The 19,816-nt window shown below is 64.6% G+C and carries 17 protein-coding genes; 8 read left to right on the top strand and 9 right to left on the bottom strand.

The features are described 5' to 3' along the window. Positions 1-50 precede the first annotated feature (50 nt). The 3 genes from rpmA to SUTH_RS15430 all read right to left on the bottom strand — a co-directional run bounded on the left by rpmA (position 51) and on the right by SUTH_RS15430 (position 1,534). A complete protein-coding gene (gene rpmA / locus SUTH_RS15440) occupies positions 51-314 on the bottom strand; it encodes a 50S ribosomal protein L27 (RefSeq protein WP_041100486.1) in 264 nt (87 codons plus the stop codon). Between the two features lie 28 nt (positions 315-342). Further along, positions 343-654, bottom strand: a complete 312-nt coding sequence (gene rplU, locus SUTH_RS15435) for a 50S ribosomal protein L21 (protein WP_041100484.1) — start codon at positions 652-654, stop codon at positions 343-345. A 76-nt stretch (positions 655-730) separates the two neighbouring features. After that, a complete protein-coding gene (locus SUTH_RS15430) occupies positions 731-1,534 on the bottom strand; it encodes an IclR family transcriptional regulator (RefSeq protein ID WP_041100482.1) in 804 nt (267 codons plus the stop codon). A gap of 104 nt (positions 1,535-1,638) precedes the next feature. Between SUTH_RS15430 and SUTH_RS15425 the strand changes: the two genes are divergently transcribed. Genes SUTH_RS15425 through SUTH_RS15410 form a run of 4 tightly spaced genes read left to right on the top strand, consistent with a single transcriptional unit; the run spans position 1,639 to position 5,488 of the window. Next, positions 1,639-2,373: a (Fe-S)-binding protein gene (locus tag SUTH_RS15425; protein WP_041100480.1), complete on the top strand. Its 735-nt coding sequence runs from the start codon at positions 1,639-1,641 to the stop codon at positions 2,371-2,373. A 3-nt stretch (positions 2,374-2,376) separates the two neighbouring features. Continuing rightward, a complete protein-coding gene (locus SUTH_RS15420) occupies positions 2,377-3,798 on the top strand; it encodes a LutB/LldF family L-lactate oxidation iron-sulfur protein (RefSeq protein ID WP_041100478.1) in 1,422 nt (473 codons plus the stop codon). 17 nt (positions 3,799-3,815) lie between these two features. Beyond that, positions 3,816-4,475 (top strand): LutC/YkgG family protein, encoded by a 660-nt coding sequence (locus SUTH_RS15415; protein WP_197539602.1) that lies wholly within the window; start codon positions 3,816-3,818, stop codon positions 4,473-4,475. Further along, complete coding sequence (locus SUTH_RS15410) at positions 4,475-5,488, top strand: thioredoxin family protein (RefSeq protein WP_041100476.1); 1,014 nt, start codon at positions 4,475-4,477, stop codon at positions 5,486-5,488. Before SUTH_RS15415 ends, SUTH_RS15410 begins: the two co-directional genes overlap by 1 nt. Positions 5,489-5,498: 10 nt before the next feature. On the opposite strand, the gene SUTH_RS15405 is transcribed toward SUTH_RS15410, so the two are convergent. Next, positions 5,499-8,534 (bottom strand): bifunctional diguanylate cyclase/phosphodiesterase, encoded by a 3,036-nt coding sequence (locus SUTH_RS15405; protein WP_052473699.1) that lies wholly within the window; start codon positions 8,532-8,534, stop codon positions 5,499-5,501. A gap of 37 nt (positions 8,535-8,571) precedes the next feature. Beyond that, positions 8,572-11,331, bottom strand: a complete 2,760-nt coding sequence (locus SUTH_RS15400) for an HAD-IC family P-type ATPase (protein WP_041100474.1) — start codon at positions 11,329-11,331, stop codon at positions 8,572-8,574. 162 nt (positions 11,332-11,493) lie between these two features. Here SUTH_RS15400 and SUTH_RS15395 point away from each other — a divergent pair, with 162 nt between their 5' ends. Continuing rightward, the gene (locus SUTH_RS15395; RefSeq protein ID WP_041100472.1) at positions 11,494-12,402 is read left to right on the top strand and encodes a cation diffusion facilitator family transporter; all 909 of its coding nucleotides are present in this window, start codon (positions 11,494-11,496) and stop codon (positions 12,400-12,402) included. Positions 12,403-12,438: 36 nt separating this feature from the next. On the opposite strand, the gene SUTH_RS15390 is transcribed toward SUTH_RS15395, so the two are convergent. Beyond that, positions 12,439-14,157, bottom strand: coding sequence for a cation:proton antiporter (locus SUTH_RS15390; protein WP_052473698.1), 1,719 nt, complete (start codon positions 14,155-14,157; stop codon positions 12,439-12,441). A 97-nt stretch (positions 14,158-14,254) separates the two neighbouring features. On the opposite strand from SUTH_RS15390, the gene SUTH_RS15385 reads away from it, so the two are divergent. Next, a complete protein-coding gene (locus tag SUTH_RS15385) occupies positions 14,255-15,301 on the top strand; it encodes a potassium channel family protein (protein ID WP_041100470.1) in 1,047 nt (348 codons plus the stop codon). 9 nt (positions 15,302-15,310) lie between these two features. Here SUTH_RS15385 and SUTH_RS15380 read toward each other — a convergent pair whose 3' ends face one another. Both SUTH_RS15380 and SUTH_RS19740 read right to left on the bottom strand, forming a co-directional pair. Beyond that, positions 15,311-15,799 (bottom strand): DUF3124 domain-containing protein, encoded by a 489-nt coding sequence (locus SUTH_RS15380; protein WP_041100469.1) that lies wholly within the window; start codon positions 15,797-15,799, stop codon positions 15,311-15,313. Between the two features lie 53 nt (positions 15,800-15,852). Beyond that, complete coding sequence (locus tag SUTH_RS19740; protein ID WP_041100468.1) at positions 15,853-16,275, bottom strand: universal stress protein; 423 nt, start codon at positions 16,273-16,275, stop codon at positions 15,853-15,855. Between the two features lie 124 nt (positions 16,276-16,399). Here SUTH_RS19740 and SUTH_RS15370 point away from each other — a divergent pair, with 124 nt between their 5' ends. Beyond that, positions 16,400-17,818 carry a citrate transporter gene (locus tag SUTH_RS15370; protein WP_231851034.1) on the top strand — a complete coding sequence of 473 codons (1,419 nt, stop codon included), beginning with the start codon at positions 16,400-16,402 and terminating at the stop codon, positions 17,816-17,818. Positions 17,819-17,824: 6 nt separating this feature from the next. Here the strand turns inward: SUTH_RS15370 and SUTH_RS15365 are convergent, their stop codons facing one another. Beyond that, on the bottom strand, positions 17,825-18,736 hold the full coding sequence (locus SUTH_RS15365; protein ID WP_041102433.1) for a LysR family transcriptional regulator: 912 nt from the start codon (positions 18,734-18,736) through the stop codon (positions 17,825-17,827). Positions 18,737-18,902: 166 nt separating this feature from the next. Here SUTH_RS15365 and htpX point away from each other — a divergent pair, with 166 nt between their 5' ends. Next, positions 18,903-19,784: a protease HtpX gene (gene htpX / locus SUTH_RS15360; protein ID WP_041100467.1), complete on the top strand. Its 882-nt coding sequence runs from the start codon at positions 18,903-18,905 to the stop codon at positions 19,782-19,784. The last annotated feature ends 32 nt before the right edge of the window (positions 19,785-19,816 follow it).

The raw sequence follows: 19,816 nt of genomic DNA, 5'->3' as shown, positions 1-19,816 counted from the left end.
CGCGAAAGCCCTATCTCGACGATAGGGCTTTCGTCGCGAAAAGATGAGACTTAAGCGGCCGCCGGAACGATGCTGACCGTGCGACGCTTGGCCGGGCCCTTGACGGTGAATTGCACCGTACCCTCGACCTTGGCGAACAGGGTGTGGTCCTTGCCCATGCCGACGTTGTCGCCGGGATGGAATTCGGTGCCGCGCTGCCGCACGATGATGCTGCCGGCGGAAATCAGCTCGCCGCCGTAGCTTTTGACGCCGAGGCGTTTCGATTCCGAGTCGCGGCCGTTGCGGGAACTGCCGCCTGCTTTTTTGTGTGCCATGTTTTAGCTCCTGATTCTCTCGTCGGGATCAGGCGGCGATGCCGCTGATCTCGATTTCGGTGAAGTTCTGGCGATGGCCCTGGTGCTTCTGGTAGTGCTTGCGACGGCGCATCTTGAAAATGGTGACCTTGGGATGACGGCCCTGAGCGATCACTTTCGCGGTGACTTTGGCACCGGCGAGCATGGGAGAACCGATCTTGACCGATTCGCCTTCGCCGACCATGAGCACCTGGTCGAGAGTGATTTCAGTGCCTACATCAGCCGGTATCTGTTCTATTTTGAGTTTTTCGCCAGCGGCAACGCGATACTGCTTGCCACCGGTTTTTATGACCGCATACATGATGGAGACTCCAATGGGATGACGCAAAGAACCGCGCAGTATACAGAGAGCCCGGCTGCAGGTCAAATACTTGAATTCATGCCTGGCGCCCGCCTGTCGGCGGCGTGTAGCCGATGGCGAGCGAAATGGCATTGGCCGTTTCCTTGACGAGTTCGGCCCAGTCCGGGCTGTGGCGTTCGGCCGGGGCGGAGACGGAAAGGCCGGCGACCAGTTCGCCGGTGTCGTCGCGCACCGGCGCGGCAATGCAGCGCAGTCCCTGCTCGATTTCTTCGTTGTCGAAAGCCACGCCATGACGCCGCGCGCGATCGACCTCCCTTTCGAGGGCGGCGAGCGTGGTCAGCGAGGTCGGCGTGTAGCCGGGCAGGCCGGTGCGCTTGACGTATTCGCGCAGTTTTTGCGGGCCATCTTCGGCCAGGTAGAGCTTGCCCACCGCGGTGACATGTAACGGAGCGCGGGCACCGACCAGATGCACCACGCGCACCGACGAGCGGCCGCTGGAGGTGCGTTCGACATAGACGATCTCATCGCCCTGGCGCACCCCCAAATTGACGCTCTCGCCGAGCTGCTGGTGCAGGCGCTGCATCAGCGGCATCGCGGCTTCGCGGATGCTGATGCGCGATTTCACGACGTTGCCGAGCTCCAGCAGGCGAATGCCCAGCCGATAGGTGCCCGGATCGGCGCGCTCGACAAAGCCGGAGGTGGCCATGGCGGCCAGGATGCGGTGCGCGGTCGATGGATGCAAGCCGGTCTCCAGCGCCAATTGCTTGAGGCTGACCGGATCGGGATGGTAGGAAAGGACATCGAGCAATTTCATCATGCGCTCGATGACCTGGATGCCGCTGCGGGCTTCCGGCGCGGCATCCGTGCGGGGTGAAGGCACGGCAATCTCTTCGTGGCAACGGGACTTCGGATACTATAGCAAAACCCGCAAAAGCCTTCGCCGGCCGGCAGCGATCGACAATCAACGACATACGGAGTGAGGCCTTGGCAAACAAGCGCGTAGGACTTTTTGTGACCTGCCTGGTGGATCTGATGCGTCCGCGCATCGGCTTTGCCACCCTGAAGCTGCTGGAAACCGCCGGCTGCGAAGTGATCGTGCCGGATACCCAGACCTGTTGCGGCCAGCCGGCATGGAATTCCGGCGATGCGCCAGGCGCGGTGGCGCTGGCCAAGAAGACCATCGCCGAGTTCGAGGGCTTCGACTATGTGGTGACGCCGTCGGGGTCCTGCGGCGATCACATCCGGACCGAGTACCCGACCCTGCTGGCGGAAGAGCCCGACTGGTGCGGTCGCGCCATGGCGCTCGCCAGCCGCACTTACGAACTGACCGATTTCCTGGCGACGGTGCTGAAGGTCGACAGCGTGCCGGGCGATCATGATGGCACCATTACCTATCACGACTCCTGCAGCGGCCTGCGCAGCCTCGGCATCAAGCAGCAACCGCGCGCGCTACTGGCCATGATGAAGGGCGTGACACTCAAGGAGATGAACGGCTGCGAGGAATGCTGCGGTTTCGGCGGCACCTTTTCGGTCAAGTTCGGCGAGGTGTCGGCCGCGATCGCCGAGCGCAAGTGCGACAACGTCCTGGCCAGCGGCGCGCAGGCCGTGGTCGGAGGCGACCTCGGCTGCCTGTTGAACATCGAAGGCAAGCTGCGGCGCATGGGCGACGAGACGACGCAGGTGTTGCATGTCGCCGAAGTGCTGGCCGGGAGGGTCTGAACCGTGGAAATCAAGTCCATGCACTTCAAGGCCAACGCCAGCGCCAAGCTGGCGGATGTGGTCCTGCAAGGCAACCTGAAAAATGCCAAGGGCAAGTTCGTGACCAAGCGCGCCGAGGCGATCAAGGATCTCGACGATTTCGAGGGCACGCGCGACGCGGCGGTGGCCATCCGCAACAAGGTGATCGACAACCTCGACCTGTGGCTCGAAGCCTTCGAGCGCAAGGCGCTGGATACCGGTGCCAAGGTATTGTGGGCGAAGGACGGCGCGGAAGTCTGCCGCCTCGTGGTCGAGATAGCCAAGAGTCATGGCGTGAAGAAGGTCACCAAGTCGAAGTCGATGCTCTCCGAGGAGGCCGGGCTCAACCAGGCGCTGGAAGCCGCGGGCATCCAGCCGGTGGAAACCGACCTCGGCGAATACATCCTGCAGGTCGACAACAACGAACCGCCCAGCCACATCATCGCGCCGGCGGTGCACAAGAGCCTCGACGACGTCGCCGACCTGTTCCACAAGGTGCATGGCACGCCGCGCAAGACCGAAATCCCGGCATTGACGCGCGAAGCCCGCGAGGTATTGCGTGGGCATTTCCTCTCGGCCGAGATGGGTCTCTCCGGCGGCAATTTCCTGGTGGCCGAAACCGGCTCGGTGGCGCTGGTCACCAACGAGGGCAACGGCCGCATGGTGACCACCCTGCCCAAGGTGCATGTGGTCATCACCGGCATCGAGAAGGTGATCCCTACCCTCGAAGATTTGTCGACGCTGATGCGCTTGCTGCCGCGCTCGGCAACAGGGCAGTCGATCTCGAATTATTTCTCGATCCTGACCGGGGTGAAGAAGCCGGAGGAACACGACGGCCCCGAGCATTTGTATTTCGTGCTGGTCGACAGCGGACGCGCCGACGTGGTGGGCGGCGATTTTCACGCGATGCTGCGTTGCATCCGCTGCGGCGCCTGCATGAACCATTGCCCGGTGTATCAGACCATCGGCGGCCACGCCTATGGCTGGGTCTATCCGGGGCCGATGGGCTCGGTGCTGACGCCGTTGTATGCCGGCATCGAGAACTCGATTGATTTGCCGCACGCGGCCACCCTGTGCAACCAGTGCGGCATCGTCTGCCCGGTGAAAATCCCGCTGCCCGACCTGTTGCGCAAGTTGCGCGAGAAGCAGACCGAACGCGGCCTGCGGCCGCTCACCGAACGCATCGGCTTGCGGCTGTGGGCCTGGGTGGCGCAGCAGCCGAGGCTCTACGCGCTGGGCGCGAGTTTCGGCGCGCGCTACCTGAAGTGGCTGGCCGGCGACTCCAATCGCATCCGCGTGCTGCCGACCGCACCGGAGTGGACGCTGGGACGCGATTTCCCGGCGCCGCAGGGCAAGACCTTCCGCGAACTGTATGCCTCGCGCGCCAGGACGGCGCCCCGCGTCTGACCTTATTAGGAATCGATATGAGTTCTCGTGAAGAAATTCTGGGCCGTGTCCGCGCGGGCCTGCATCGCAACGCAAGCAATGCCGCCGCGGGCCGCGAAGTCATGCACGCGGCCCTTGCGAACCGCGGCAGCGGTCCGCAGCCGGCCATGGACGCCAGCCCCAAGGCGCTGCTGGAACGTTTCCGGGTGAAGTCCGAACTGCAATCGAGTACGGTCGATATCGTGGCCGAGGAATCCGCCGTGCCTGCTGCGGTGGCCCGCTACCTGACGAGCATGACTCTGCCGAAAGCGGCAGTCGCCCAGCCGGCGCTGGCACATCTGGACTGGGCGGCAGCGGGGCTCACGGTCGAGGCGCGCGGCGCGCGCGATGCCGACCTGGTCGGCATTACCGGCTGCTTCTGCGCCGTTGCCGAAACCGGGACGCTGATGGTCTGCTCGTCGCCCGATACGCCGGCGACGGTCAGCCTGCTGCCGGAGACGCACATTGCGGTGGTCCGCGCTTCGCGCATCCTGCCCTACATGGAAGATGCCTGGGATCTGGCGCGCAAGGAACTCGGCACCTTGCCGCGCGCCGTGAATTTCATCTCCGGCCCATCACGCACCGGCGACATCGAGCAGACGATCGTGCTAGGGGCACATGGGCCGTATCGAGTGCATCTGGTCATAGTGGAGGGCTGATGCGTCGGCTGCGGGTTCTTGCAGCGCTGCTTTTCGCCGCGCTTTTCGCCGTATCGCCAGCGCCGACTCTTGCTCAGATCGGCGAAGAGATTCTGCCGCCGGTATTTGTCGAGACGCTGCTCGAACTTCCCGACGATGCCGCCCAGGCGGCGAAGTCGGGCAAGCGCCTGCTGCTGTATTTCGGCCAGGTGGGCTGCCCCTACTGCAAGGAACTGATGCAGACCAGTTTCACGCAGAAGGCTATCGTGGACAAGACGGCAAAACATTTCCTGCCGATCGCCTTCAATCTTTTCGGCGACCGCGAAGTCACCTGGTTCGACGGCAAAGTACGCAGCGAAAAGGAATTCGCTAAATTCCTCAAGGTGCAGTTCACGCCGACGCTGCTGCTGCTCGACGAGAAGGGCAACATCATCGCGCGCATCAACGGTTATTACCCGCCGCATCGATTTTCCGCGGCGCTCGACTACTCGGTGCAGCGGCTGGAGGGCAAGCGCTCGTTTGCCGAGCACATGAAGGCCGTGCCGCAAACCGGCGCCAGCGCTACGCTTCACGAGCAGCCATTTTTCATGAAGCCGCCCTTGAACCTTGCCCGCAAGCCGGGCGACAAGCCGCTGGCCGTGCTGTTCGAGTCGCGTCACTGCGCGCCCTGTGACGAGTTGCACCAGGAAGGCTTCAAGCGCAAGGAAACGCTGGCGGCGATTTCACGTCTCGACGTTGCGCGCTTTTCGCTGTCGGGCCGCGATGCGCTGACCACGCCGGACGGGCGCAGCAGCAATGCCGAAGCCTGGGGCAGGCAACTCGGGATCAGTTACACGCCGAGCGTGGTGTTCTTCGATGATCGAGGCAAGGAGGTGTTCCGCCTCGAAGCCTACGTGCGCCCCTTCCACTTCACCTCATCCTTCGAGTACGTCGCCAGCGGCGCCTACCGCAAGGAGCCGGAGTTTCAGCGCTTCCTGCAGAACAAGGCCGAGCACATGAAGGAACGCGGCGAGAAACTGGAGCTGTGGAAGTAGGGCGGAACCTTCAGTGGGCGAACACGAAGCCCTCGAATTCCTCCAGCGGCAGCGGCCGACTGAACAGGTAGCCCTGATAGGCATGGCAGCCGTGCCGTTCGAGAAATTCGCGCTGCACTTCGGTCTCGACGCCCTCGGCGATCGCATTCAGACCGAGTCCGGCGGCCATGGTGATGATGGTTTGCGTGACGATGCCGTCGCTGACGTTGTCAGGCAGTTTGAGTACGAAGCTGCGGTCGATCTTGAGCTGGTCCAGCGGTAGCCGGGTCAGGTAGGAGAGCGACGAATAACCGGTGCCGAAATCGTCCAGGGAAAAGGCGATACCCAGCTTCTTGATCGTCTGCATCTTGAGGATGGTGTCCTCGACGTTGTCCAGGACCAGGCTCTCGGTCAGTTCCAGTTTCAGACGCGCTGGGTTGGCGCCGCTGCTCTCGATGATCCGACGTACCTGTTCCGCGAAATCCGACTGTCGGAACTCGCGCGGGCTGACGTTGACGGCCAGCTGCAGGCTGCACAGCCGTGCGTCTCCTGACCATGCCTTGAGCTGGGCACAGGCCGTGGCAAGGACCCAGCTGCCGATGGGCAGGATCAGTCCGGTTTCCTCCGCCAGAGGGATGAAGCTCGGAGGCGACACCAAGCCGTGGTCCGGGCTCTGCCAGCGCAGCAATGCTTCGGCGCCGATGACACGCCCCAGGCCGTCGACCTGTGGCTGGTAGTGCAGCTCGAGCTCCTCGCGTTCCAGAGCAAGGTGCAGGCCGCCTTCCAGTTCATGACGATCCTTGGCGGCCTGGTTCATGCTGGCAGTGAAGAACTGGACATTGTTGCGTCCCGCCGATTTGGCGTGATACATCGCGGTGTCGGCGTTCTGCATCAGCGCTTCGGCGGTATCGCCATCGTCGGGGAAGATCGCAATGCCGATGCTGGGCGTGGTATGCAACTCGTGAGCGTCTATCCGATAGGTCGATCCCAGCGCCTTGAGAATCTTGTCGGCAACAGTGCCTGCGGCGGCCGCTTCGACTCCGGTAAGCACTACCACGAATTCGTCACCGCCGAGACGGGCGACCACATCGCTGTCGCGCACGCTGGCTGTCAGCCGGACCGCCACTTCCTGCAGCAGTCCGTCGCCGAGGTGGTGGCCGAGGGTGTCATTGATGTTCTTGAAGCGGTCCATGTCGATGAACAGCAAGGCCACGCGACCGGCATCCCTGCGTGCCGTGGCTAGCGCCTGATCGAGGCGTCCCTGCAGGTTGTAGCGGTTGGGCAGGCCGGTCAGCGTGTCGTGCAGCGCGAGGTGGTTGATCCGCTCCTGCGCCGCCTTGCGCTCCGTCATGTCGGCAAAGCTGCCGATGTAGTAATCGATTTCCCCGCGACCGTTTCTGACCGCGGAAATGGTGAGCCATTTCGGATAGAAGCTGCCATCCTTGCGCTTGTCCCACACTTCGCCCTGCCAGAAGCTGTCGTTCTCGATGGCCTGCCACATGGCCTTGAATTCTTCGCGCGTGGTGCGGCCTGATGACAGGATGCTGGGGTTATGCCCGCGCACTTCATCGGCGCCGTAGCCGGTGAGGCGAACGAAAGCCTGATTGACTTCGAGGATGCGGTTGTCGCGATCGGTGATCATGATCGCCTCGCCGCTGCGCTCGAATACATTGGCCAGCAGGCGCAGCCTGCGCTCGGCGGCCAGTCGCTCGCTGATGTCGCGCCAGAGCGTGTGCAGAACCACCGCGCCACTCATGGTGATGGGGGTCAGCGTCACTTCGACCGGAACGTTCGAGCCATCGGCGCGCGAGTGCATCCATTCGAAGCGGTGGTAACCCATTTGCAGGGCAGTGGTTATCATCGCTGCGGCCTTTTCTTCCGACGATCGTCCATCCGGCTGGTGCTCGGGGGATATTTCGGCGGGACGCCGGTCGAGAAACTGCTGCTTGCTGCTGTAGCCGAGCAGTTTCAGCGTCGCGGCGTTGCAGTCGACGAAGGCTCCATCCCTGATCAGCAGGATCGGGTCGTTCATGTCCTCGAACAGGTGCCGGAACACTTCCTCGCTCTCGCTCTGGCCGGCAAGCAGGGCTTGTTGCCGCGTTTCCATGCGCGCCAGCCGCAGCAGCAAGTAGACCATCAGGGCCAGCAACAATGCGCTGGAGGCGCCCAGCGTCGTGGCGGTTCGCCTCCAGCCGGCCAGCACTTCGTCATGCGCCAGCGCCGACAGCACATAGAACGGATAGGGCTCCAGCACGTGGAAGCTGAAGGTGCGCGTGATGCCGTCAAGGACGCCCTTGTATTCGGTGGTGCCCTCCCGCTGACCGGCGCTGATGGCGCTTCGCGTCAGGGCGTTCGCCGGCAGCGGCTGGTTGATCTCGGCGTCGATCGGCGGCCAGCGCAGCACCAGCCGGAAATCGTCGCTGCGGCGGATCGAGATCAGGCCGTGGGCACCAATCGCCAGCGACTGGAACAGCTTCTGGAAATATTCCAGCTTGAGGCCGATCGTTACCACTCCGCGGAAGCGGCCCTGGGCGTCGCGCAGCGCTCGCGATGCGGTGATGGTCTCGCGGCCGGTGGCGCGGGAAACAATCACTTCGGAGAACACCAGGCCGGCGCCCGGCTGGTCGCGCAGCGACTGGAAATAGCCGCGGTCGGAGATGTTGATGCCGTTCGCAGGCATCTCGCCCGAGGTGTAGAGCAGGTCGCCGCCGGCGCCGAACACCCGGATGCCGGATATCTCGTCGAAGTTGAGGAGGCTTGAATCAAGTGTGGCGCTGATCCGGGCCGTGTGGGCGGCAATCGCCGAGGTTTGCAGCGCCTCGAGCGGCAGCGTGCGGGTCAGTGTCAGCAGAACCGTGTCACAGCGGCGCAGCGTCGCGTCGAGTCGCGCTTCGATGATGGCGGAATAGTTGAGGGTGGTCTTTCCGGCTTCGCGCAACCTTTCCTGGCGGGCATTCCAGAGCATGCTGGCGATGACGGCCATGACGCCGAGTGCGGCAAGTCCGAGCAGCATGACCAGGCGGATGCGATGACCCGTGTGCGCGGCGAGATGCTGGGCGGAGCTCATGGCGGCATTGTGCAAAGTCTGGCGCGTATTGGCAAATTTATCCGGCGGCGCCCCGCCAGCGCTTTTCCAGTTCGATGATGCCCATCGCCACCAGCGCGATGAGGGAAATTTCTCCCCAGGCACGAAGGTCGATCGGTGCGGTGGCAAACGCATTGTTGAGCGGCGCCCAGTAAGTGATCGCCATTTGCAGTACGAGCTGCAGGCCGGCCCCGGCCCAGACCCAGGGGTTGGAAAACGCGGCGACGGCGGTGACCGGCAGGCGCAGCGAGCGGCAGTTGAACAGATAGACGATCTCGATGGCGACGAAGACGTTCATCGCGATGGTGCGCGCCTCGGCCATGCTCTGGCCGCGTTCCCCGGCCAGCAGGAACATGCCGAAGGCGCCGGCCAGCATCAGGATGCCGACCAGCACCACGCGCTCGATCAGCACCGCATCGAGCACCGGCGCCCCCGGCGGCCGCGGCGGTCGATGCATGATGCCGCGCTCCGCCGGCTCGAAGGCCAGCGGCAGGCCAAGCAGCACCGCGGTGGTCATGTTGATCCAGAGTATTTGCAGCGGCGTGATCGGCAGCGTGACCCCGGCGACGATGGCGGCCAGGATCACCAGGCCTTCGCCGAAGTTGGTCGGCAGGGTCCAGGTGATGAACTTCACCAGGTTGTCGTAGATGCCGCGCCCTTCTTCGACCGCTGCTTCGATGGTGGCGAAGTTGTCGTCGGTGAGCACCATCGCCGCGGCCTCCTTGGCCACGTCGGTGCCGCCCATGCCCATGGCGATGCCGATGTCGGCCTGCTTCAGCGCCGGTGCATCATTGACGCCGTCGCCGGTCATGGCGACCACTTCGCCTTGCGCCTGCAGGGCGCGCACCAGGCGCAGCTTCTGTTCCGGTTCGACGCGGGCAAAGACATCCACGTTGCGCGCGGCCGCCTTGAGCGCTTCGTCATCGAGGCGGGCCAGATCGCGCCCCGTCAGCACGGTGGCGGCATCACCCGCCTTGACGATGCCGATCTGTCCGGCGATGGCCCGCGCCGTTTCGGCATGATCACCGGTAATCATCTTCACCCGGATGCCTGCCGCATGACAGGTGCGCACCGCGCCGACGGCGCGCACACGCGGCGGATCGATCATGCCGACCAGGCCCACCAGCACCATGCCGGCGCTGATGGCGGCTTCGGTCAACTCGTCGCCGGCAGCCAGTTGCCGACGTGCCAGGGCCAGCACGCGCAGCCCCCGGGTTGCCATGAGCGCAGCCGAGGCCTCCAGTGCCGCGGTATCGAGCGGAGCTTCGCTGCCGTCGGCGGCGAGCATGTTGCGGCATGCCGGCAGCAGCTTTTCTATCGCCCCCTTGGCGTACACCATCGAGCGCCCTTCGATGGCGTGCAGGGTGGCCATGGTTTGTCGCGCCGAATCGAAGGGCAGTTCATCCCGGCGCGGAAACACGTTGTGCAGCGTGGTTTCGTCGAGTCCACCCTTGCGTGCCACGACCAGCAGCGCGGCCTCGGTCGGATCGCCGGTGATCTGCCACTGGCGGTGCTCGTGGTACAGCGCGGCGTCGTTGCACAGGGCGCCGGCGAGCAGGGTTTCGCGCAATGCGGTGCCGAGAGCCATGTCTCCGGCCGAGCCGGAGACGGCATCCCCGAGAGTCGGCGCTGGCGGTACGGCGATTTCACCGCGAAGCCGCAGTTCGCCTTCCGGCTTGTAGCCCTGGCCGCTGACGCCGAAGGCTTCGCCGCCGGCCCATATTTCGGTGACGGTCATCGCGTTCTCCGTCAGCGTGCCGGTCTTGTCCGAGCAGATCACCGTGGTGCTGCCCAGCGATTCAACCGCCGGCAGATGGCGGATGATGGCGCGGCGTTTGGCCATGCGGCTGACGCCGATCGCCAGCGTGATGCTCATTGCCGCCGGCAGGCCCTCGGGGATCGCGCCGACGGCGAGCGCCACGGCCGCCACCATCATCGCCGCCATCGATTCGCCGCGCCAGACGCCGATGACGAAGGTGAGTGCGGCCAGTCCGAGAATCACCCAGAGCAGCAGGCCGGCGAACTCGGCCATCTTCTTCGTCAGCGGCGTGGCGATTTCCGGCGCGCCGGCGATCAGGCCCGAAATGCGGCCGGTCTCGGTTGCATCGGCGGTGCCGATCACCAGCCCCTGTCCCTGGCCGGCCACTACCGTGGTGCCCGCATACGCCATGTTGCGCCGGTCGGCCAGCAGGGTGTCGGCCGGCAGCGGATCGAAGTGCTTGTCGGTCGGCGCCGCTTCGCCGGTGAGCGCCGCCTCCACGGTTCGCAACTGCTTGCCCGAGATCAGTCGCAGGTCGGCCGGCACCTTGTCGCCGGCGCTGAGCCAGACCACATCGCCCGGCACCAGGTGCACGGCGTCCATGCGCCGGCGGCGGCCGTCGCGCAGCACGGTGACTTCGGTCGCCACGGCCCGGGCCAGCGCCGCCAGCGCCGCCTCGGCCTTGCCTTCCTGCAAAAAACCGATCACGGCATTGACGATCACGACGCCAAAGATGACCGAGCTGTCGATCCATTCGCCGAGGCCGGCGGTGACCACGCCGGAGCCGATCAGCACCAGCACCAGCGGCTCGGTCAACTGGTTCAGGAAACGTTGCAATGCGCTGCGTCCGGGCTGCACGCTCAGCCGGTTGGGGCCGTCGCGCTCCAGTCGCGCGGCCGCCTCTTCCTGCGTCAGGCCATTATTCGCGTCGACACCATGGCAGGCGAGCGCATCACCGACAGGCAGGGCATGCCATGGCGGATTGCCGTTCCCGGCTGGCGGGGGACGAGGGAGTGTCATGATCTGATTATGCAATGAACTCTGCCTGACGCGCTGCGGATTGCCGTGGCCGCGACTTTCATCCTTATCCCGTATGCTATCGGGGATCATCCCGGAGCGGAGGAATCACCGGAGCAAGGGGCGCAGGGTACTCCGCGCCCCGGCATTCCGGCTACAGCGACCATGTCATCGCCTTCACTGACGCGTTACGCCTGGCTTTCCATCGCGGCCGCCATTGCCACCATCCTGCTCAAGGGTGTGGCATGGCGGCTGACCGGCTCGGTCGGGTTGTTGTCCGACGCCATCGAATCCTTCGTGAATCTGGCCGGTGCGCTGATGGCACTGTGGATGCTCACCCTGGCGGCGCAGCCGGCGGATGACGATCATGCATACGGACACGGCAAGGCCGAGTATTTCTCCAGCGCCTTCGAGGGTTTCCTGATCCTGCTGGCGGCGATCAGCATCGGCTACGCCGCCATCGAGCGCCTGCTGCATCCCCAGGCGCTTGAAGCCGTGGCGGTTGGCCTGATGGTTTCCGCGCTGGCCTCGGTCATCAATTTCGTCACGGCGCGTACCCTGATGCGTGTGGGACGCACGCAGCATTCGATCACCCTGGAGGCCGATGCACATCATCTGATGACCGATGTATGGACCTCGGTCGGGGTAATCGGCGGCGTCGGCCTGGTCTGGCTCACCGGCTGGCTCTGGGTTGATCCGGCGATTGCCCTGCTGGTTGCGGCAAATATTGTCTGGACCGGCTGGCAACTGATGCAGCGCTCGGCGGCCGGCTTGATGGATGTTTCTTTGCCCGCGGAGCAGATCGAGCTGGTCGAGGCGCTGCTGGCAGGCTACCGCGGGCAGGGACTGGATTTCCATGCCCTGCGCACCCGTCAGGCGGGCAGCCGGGTCTTTGTCAGCCTGCATGTTCTGGTGCCGGGAAGCTGGACAGTGCAGCAAGCCCACGATTGCTCGGAAGACATCGAAGCGGCTATCCGCAACGCCTTGCCGAACGCCCATGTCACGACCCATCTGGAGCCCATTGAAGATCCCATTTCGATGGTCGATCAGGGGCTGGATCGGCGGAAGGGTTAAGGCTCCGCAGCGGTGCACGGAGCGGGCGGGCAGTTCCTACTTCTTCGGCGGCTCGTAGAAATCACGCAGCGACGCATAGCGTTCGGCACGCGCCGCGCGTACATGGAGGATGGCTTTCTTCATCGGAATGCCGGTCTGCACCAGCGTTTCGGCGGCAATCAGCAGGCTGCTTTCGAGCACCTCCGGGATCACCTCCGTTGCTCCCGCGGCCTTGAGCCGGGCGACATCCTTGTCGTCGGTGGTGCGCACCACGATGGGAATCTGGGGCCGGGTACCGCGCACAATGCGCACCACGCGTTCCGCCGAATGCGCATCCGGGTAGGTGACGACCACGGCGCGGGCGCGAGCGACGCCTGCCGCCTGCAAGACCTCCGGCCGGTCGGCGTTGCCGAAGACGACGTTGATGCCCTGTGCGCGCGCTTCGGCGATGCGCTGCGGGTCGACGTCGAGGGCGATGAAGGGAATCTTTTCGAGAGCGAGGAATTCCGCGATGCGTCCGCCGGTGCGGCCATAGCCGCAGATCACCACATGCTGGCCAAGGTCGAGGCTGTGCACGGCGATGTCGTGAATCACGGTGGCCTTGTGCGCCCAGTCGCCGCGCCCCATGTCGCCCGACAGTTGCGCGGCGCGGGCGATCAGGAAGGGCGCGATGAACATCGACAGCAGCATGGCCGACAGCGTGATCTGGAACGCGCTGGCGCTGATCAGTTCCAGCTGGCGGGCCAGTTCGATCAGCACCAGGCCGAATTCGCCGCCTTGCGCCAGTTGTGCGGAAGTACGCAGGCTGGCGACCAATGGTGTTTTCGCCACACGCGTGATCAGCAGCATTACCGTGGCCTTGCCGCCGATCAGCAGGATCACGGCCAGCAGCAGTTTGTGGGCATTGGCGAGCACATACTGGATGTCCAGCATCATGCCGACCGTGACGAAAAACAGGCCGAGCAGGATGTCGCGGAACGGCCGGATGTCGGCTTCGACGTGGTGGCGATAGGCGGTTTCGGAAATCAGCATGCCGCCGACGAAGGCGCCCAGGGCCAGCGACAGCCCGCTCTGGGCCGTGAGGAACGACAGGCCCACCACGATCCATAGCGTGGTCAGCACCAGCAATTCGCTCGACTTGTATTTGGCGGCGGCGTCGAAAATGCGGCCCAGCAGCTTTTGTCCGGCCCAGATCATCAGCGCCAGCACGGCGATGGCCTGTACAGCCGCCACCAGCAGCGAGCGCATCAGGTGGTCGCCGGAGGCGGCCAGCGCCGGCAGCAGGATCAGGCAGGGCGCCACGGCCAGGTCCTGGAACAGCAGCACGCCCATGGTCTGCCGTCCGGAGCGGGAGTGCAGTTCGAAGCGTTCGGACAGCATCCGGGCGACGATGGCGGTCGATGACATCGCCACCGCCAATCCCACGGCAATGCCGCTGCGCCAGCCCTGGTCGTAGGCCAGCGCCGTCACCAGCCCGGTGCCCAGCGCGGTCAGCGCCATCTGCGCCGAACCGAAGCCGAATACCAGCGTGTGCATGGTTTGCAGTCGCTTCAGGCTGAATTCGAGGCCGATCGAAAACATCAGGAAGACGATGCCGAACTCGGCGAAACCTTCCACCTCGGCGCTTTCGGTCAAACGGGCCAGTCCGTGCGGCCCCAGCGCGATGCCGATCACCAGATAGCCAAGCATCGAAGGCAGCTTGAAGCGGCGCGCCACGGCGACCGCGCCGACGGCGGCGCTGAGCAGCAGCAGGATCGAGAGCAGGTTGGAGTGCATGGCGGGATGATACCGGCGCAACGGAATATTGCAGCAGGTAGAATCGCCGCATCCGAAATAGTCGGCGCTGGCGATACGGCGTCTTGTTGACAGGATCATGATTTCCGACGGCAACACCGATGAGGTTTTTCGCCGCGCACGCCTGTCGATCGGCATCGCGCTGGTTGCCTTCGCCGTGGTGATGGCTGTCGGCACGGTCGGCTACAGGCATCTCGGCGGCGCCGAAACCGGCTGGACCGATGCCCTGTACATGACCTTCCTGATGGTCGCCACGATCGGCTACGGCGCCGGCGTGGAGATCTGGCACCGGCCGGACGCGCAAATCTTCACCATGGCGATCGCCTTTTCCGGCATTGCCGTGATGACCTATTTCTTTTCAAGCGTGACGGCCATCGTTCTGGCCAGCGATTTCGACAAGTCGATGCGGAGACGGCGGATGGACAAGATGATGAAAAAGCTGCATGGACACTACATCGTGTGCGGCTTCGGCCGGGTCGGCCGCAATGTCGCCCAGGAGCTCGACGCCACCGGCCGCCACTACGTCGCGATCGAGGAGAAGCTGGAACAGGTCGAGGCGCAGGCCGAGAAACGCCCCGGCCTGCTCTACATCCACGGTGACGCCGTCGACGACGACGTGCTGATCGAGGCGAACATCGCCGATGCCCACGGTGTCTTCGCCGTGACCGGCGACGACAGCCGCAACCTGATGATCGCGCTGACCGCCAAGCAGCTGGCGCCCGGCGTGCGCGTCGTCGCCCGCTGCAACGAAATGCGCAATGTCGAGAAGATGAAGAAGGCGGGCGCCGATGCCATCGTGTCGCCCAATTTCACCGGCGGCATGCGCATCGCCTCGGCGATGATCCGGCCGCACGTGGTGTCCTTCCTCGACGAGATGCTGCGCACCGAGCACAAGCTGCGCGTCGAGGAGGTGGTCGTGCCGAAGAGCTTCGTGCCCAAGGCCCTGGGCCAACTGGGACTCAAGGGGACGACCTACATCCTTCTCGCGGTGCGCACGCGCGGCGACTGGACCTTCAATCCCCCCGCCGACTTCATCGTCGAGCCGGGCCACACCCTGATCGCGATGGCATCGCCGCACGGCCGCTTCGAAATGGAGTCGGCGCTGTTCCTGATGGACGCGGACTGAGCTTCGCGCTCAGCGGGTCTGGATCGGGCGCGCCGTGGTGACGAACAGCAGGGTGCGCGCTTCGCGGATGTCGGCATGCAAGGCCTCCACCAGCGGTGGATTGATCGGCTTGTCGGCGATCCAGTCGATGATGAAGTTGGCGCCCGAACCACCCGATGAATCCGAGCGCGGCACGTAGAGCTCATAGGTGCCGAGCGGCGGGATCGCCTGCGGCTTCGGCAGAAACTCGCGCAGCAGCTTGCCGTCGGTGTTGTAGTAGCGCGCGCTGACGATTTTCAGGCCGGCGGCGGGGTCGGTGTTGCGAATGCTGACATGGGTGGATACCAGGGTTTCCGAAGGCTTTCCGGTCCGCGGGTTCACGTCGCCGTGGTACAGGTGCGAATAGATCGGCAGGTAGAGCGACTGGCCGGCAAAGCGCTGCGGCATCTCCTGTGCCATGGCCACCCATGTCCCCATGCAGAGCGCCAGGCTGGCAATCCGGCGCAACATTCTTGCCATGTGCGTCACGGGATGGGTATCGCTGGCCACGGAGCGGTAGTCAGTAACCAGCGCTACTTCACTACGGTAACGGGACAGTTGGCGAGGCGGATGACTTCGGTCGCCACCGATCCCATGAGCGCGCTTCTGAGTGCACCGGCGCCGTGGGTTCCCATGACGATCGCGTCGCAGTTGCTTTCGACGGCCCGGCGGGCGATGGTTTCGGCCACCGGGCCGAGCGCCACCTCGGGTTCGCAGGCGACGCCGGCCGTGTCGAGCAGGGCCCGCGCCGAGGCCATCGCGTCGCCGCCACGGGTTTCCTGCATTGCTTCGATTTCGCGCGCGGGCATGTGGCCGAGGACTTCGGGTGCGTCGATCGGTGCCTGGACATTGAGCAGGACCACTGCGTAATCGGTGCAGCTTTGCACCAGGCGAATGACATGCCTGGCGACGCGATTCGAATGATCGGAGCCGTCAACCGCTAGCAATATTTTCATGGCAGAACCTTCATTTTCCGGAATGGGCAAGTCTATCGCATTATTCCTGATTGCCGCCCGGCGGCGGTCGGTATGCGGCGGGCTGATACAATCCGCCGACAAAAATCGACTGGAGTGGTAGATGATGTCTTCGCATCGAACCGATGTGTCCTGGGGCAGGATGGGGAGTCTGCTGGCGACAGCAGGAATATTGCTGGCGGCGCCGCTGGCCCACGCGGCCGATGCAACGGTCAGCTCGCCGGTCCTGTTCGGCATTCCCGTCGATTTCATCCTGTTCGCCGCGACCCTGCTTGGCGTGGCGCTGTTCCATCACTACGTGTTGCAGGTGGCGCTGACCGGTTTGGTCACCATCACCACCTATAAAGTCTTGTTCACCGGGTTCAAAACCGGCGCCGGCATCGCCGGTTTCGGCGCGCACATGGCGCACGAATGGGTCTTGCTGGCCAATCTGCTTGGCCTGCTGGTCGGCTTCGCGCTGCTGGCGCGGCATTTCGAGGACAGCGGCGTGCCCGAGGTGCTGCCGAAGCTGCTGCCCGAGGGCTGGCTGGGGCCGTTCATGTTGCTGGTGATCATCTTCGTCCTCTCCGGCTTCCTCGACAACATCGCAGCGGCCCTGATCGGCGCCACGGTGGCGGCCAGCGTGTTCAAGCGCAAGGTGCATATCGGCTATCTCGCGGCCATCGTCGCCGCGTCGAACGGCGGCGGCGCCGGCTCGGTGGTCGGCGACACGACGACCACCATGATGTGGCTCGACGGCGTCAGCCCGCTCGACGTGGTGGAAGCCTATATTGCGTCGGCCGTGGCGCTGGTGGTATTCGGCATTCCGGCGGCCCTGCTGCAGCACAAGCACATGGCGATCAGCCGCGATTTCCAGGCCGCGCATCACATCGACTGGGCGCGGGTCGGCATTGTCATTTTCATTCTTGTCGGCGCCATCATCACCAATGTCACGGTGAATCTGAAGTTCGCCGCCGCCGCCGATCATTTCCCCTTCCTCGGCGCTGCCGTATGGGTGGCCCTGCTGCTCGCGGTGCCACTGCGCAAGCCGGAGTGGAGCCTGGTTCCGGGTGCGTTCAAGGGCTCGGTGTTCCTGCTGTCGCTGGTGACCTGCGCTTCGATGATGCCGGTGGAAGAACTGCCGCCGGCGTCGTGGCCCACGGCGTTGGCGCTGGGCTTCATCTCCGCCGTGTTCGACAACATTCCGCTCACCGCGCTGGCCTTGAAGCAGGGCGGCTACGACTGGGGCTTCCTCGCTTACGCCGTGGGTTTCGGCGGCTCGATGCTGTGGTTCGGTTCCTCGGCGGGGGTTGCGGTGGCCAATCTGTTCCCCGAGGCCAAGTCGGTGGGACAGTGGTTGCGTCACGGCTGGTTTATTGCTGTCGGCTATGTCGTGGGCTTCTTTGCCCTGCTGGCGATTCTGGGTTGGCAGCCGCACGAAAAGCACAAGGACACGGCACCATCGACGGCCCAGGTTCAGCCCGCGAAACCGGCCGCCGTCGCGCCGGCGCCGACTCCCGCGATCGGCTCTCCGGGCTACCAGTAAGCGCTGTCAGCCTTCCGGCTGGCCCCAGCTGACCGGCGCATTGCGGATGGCTTCCACCGCCGGGTGGCGGATGCGCCGCTCGTTGGAAATGGCGTAGTAGCGTTCCCTGACGTCGGCCAGTACGCCGACGGGTTCCGCGCCGAGCTGCGCCGCGATGTCCTCGCCCAGCACCGAAGGCGCCGGAAACAGCCCGAGCCCGGCGCGGCCAAAGGTAGTCAGGAGCGCACTGTCCTCGAATTCGCCGACGACCAGTGGCGCCACGTTCTGGCTTTCCAGCCAGCGCTCGACCTGTCCGCGCAGGGCGTTGCCGCGGGTGGGCAGCAGCATCGGCGCACGGCCGAGATTGGCGGGGAATCCCTTGCGGTAGCGCTTTGCCAGCGCGGGCGAGCCGAACAGCGTGATCTCGAACTCGCCCAGCGGATGGCTGAAGACGCGCAGGTTGCCGCCGACGCTGGCGGGCCGGTCGGTGAGCACCACGTCGAGCCGATGCAAGGCCAGTTCCGCCAGCAGGGTATCGAATTCGCCTTCGCGGCAGACCAGCCGCACCTGCTGCGGCAGGTGGAACACCACTTCCATGAGGCGGAAGGCGATCAACTTCGGCAGCGCATCCGAAATACCGACGGCGAGGCGCAGCGTGTTGCCGGCATCGGTTTCGCGCAGCGCGGCGCCCATGTGCTCGCCGAGCTGGAATATCTGGTCGGCGTAGGCCAGCGCCAGGCGCCCGGCCTCGGTCGGCACCAGCCGGCGGCCCTGGGGCGCCAGCAGGGCCTTGCCCAGCGATTGTTCGAGTTGCGCGATCTGCACGCTGATGGTCTGCACCGCGACGCCGAGGCGCCGGGCGGCGCGCGTCACGCTGCCTTCCTGGGCGACCACCCAGAAGTAGCGCAGATGGTGATAGTTGAGCGCAGCGGATTTCATCATTCGTATTTTACGAATAAATAGTTATGTTTTATTCGGTTTGTCGGAAACTTGAATTTCCGTAGAATCGCCGCATCTTGTTTTCCGCATGGAGGACAATGGGCGCTGTCGCCTGTTGCCGACCGACGTGCGAAACAGGGGACACAGTCTTTTTGGGAGAACCGCAATGAAACGCATCGTGCTGTTTTTGGTCACCAACCTTGCCGTGCTGCTGGTGCTGTCGATCGCCGCCAGCGTGCTGGGGGTGAATCGCTACCTGACCGCCAACGGCCTCAACCTCGGCATGCTGCTGGTGTTCGCCGGCATCATGGGTTTCGGCGGCGCCTTCATTTCGCTGCTGATGTCGAAGATGATGGCCAAGTGGTCCACCGGCGCGCGCATCATCGAAAGCCCGGAAACCTCCACCGAGTTCTGGCTGGTGGAAACCGTGCGCAAGCAGGCGCAGAAGGCCGGCATTGCGATGCCCGAAGTCGCCGTCTACGAAGGCGAGCCGAATGCCTTCGCCACGGGTCCCTCCAGGAACAATTCGCTGGTCGCCGTGTCCACCGGCCTCCTGCAGAACATGAGCAAGGAAGAAGTCGAGGCGGTGCTGGCGCATGAAGTCAGCCACGTTGCCAACGGCGACATGGTGACCCTGACGCTGATCCAGGGCGTGGTCAATACCTTCGTCATCTTCCTGTCGCGCATCGTCGGTTACCTGGTCGACAGCTTCCTGCGTCGCGGCGACAGCCAGTCGTCCGGGCCCGGCATTGGTTACACGATTACCGTGATCGTTTGCGACATCCTGTTCGGCATTCTTGCCAGCATCATCGTCGCCTGGTTCTCGCGCCAGCGCGAATTCCGTGCCGATGCCGGCGCTGCCAGCCTGATGGGTTCGCCGCGGCCGATGATGGCGGCGCTGCAGCGCCTCGGCGGCATGGCGGTCGAGCCGCTGCCGAAGAGTCTGGCGAGTTCGGGCATCGCCGGCGGTCAGGGCTTCATGTCGCTGTTCGCCAGCCATCCGAGCATGGAAGAGCGCATCGCGGCGCTGGCAGCGCAGGGCCGGTGATTTTCGCCGCGAATCCTCGCCGGAGACGGCTC

The sequence above is a fragment of the Sulfuritalea hydrogenivorans sk43H genome (assembly GCF_000828635.1).
In the GTDB taxonomy this organism is placed as follows: domain Bacteria; phylum Pseudomonadota; class Gammaproteobacteria; order Burkholderiales; family Rhodocyclaceae; genus Sulfuritalea; species Sulfuritalea hydrogenivorans.
Note: the sequence above shows the minus strand (reverse complement) of the source record. Positions and strands in the feature narration are given on the sequence as shown.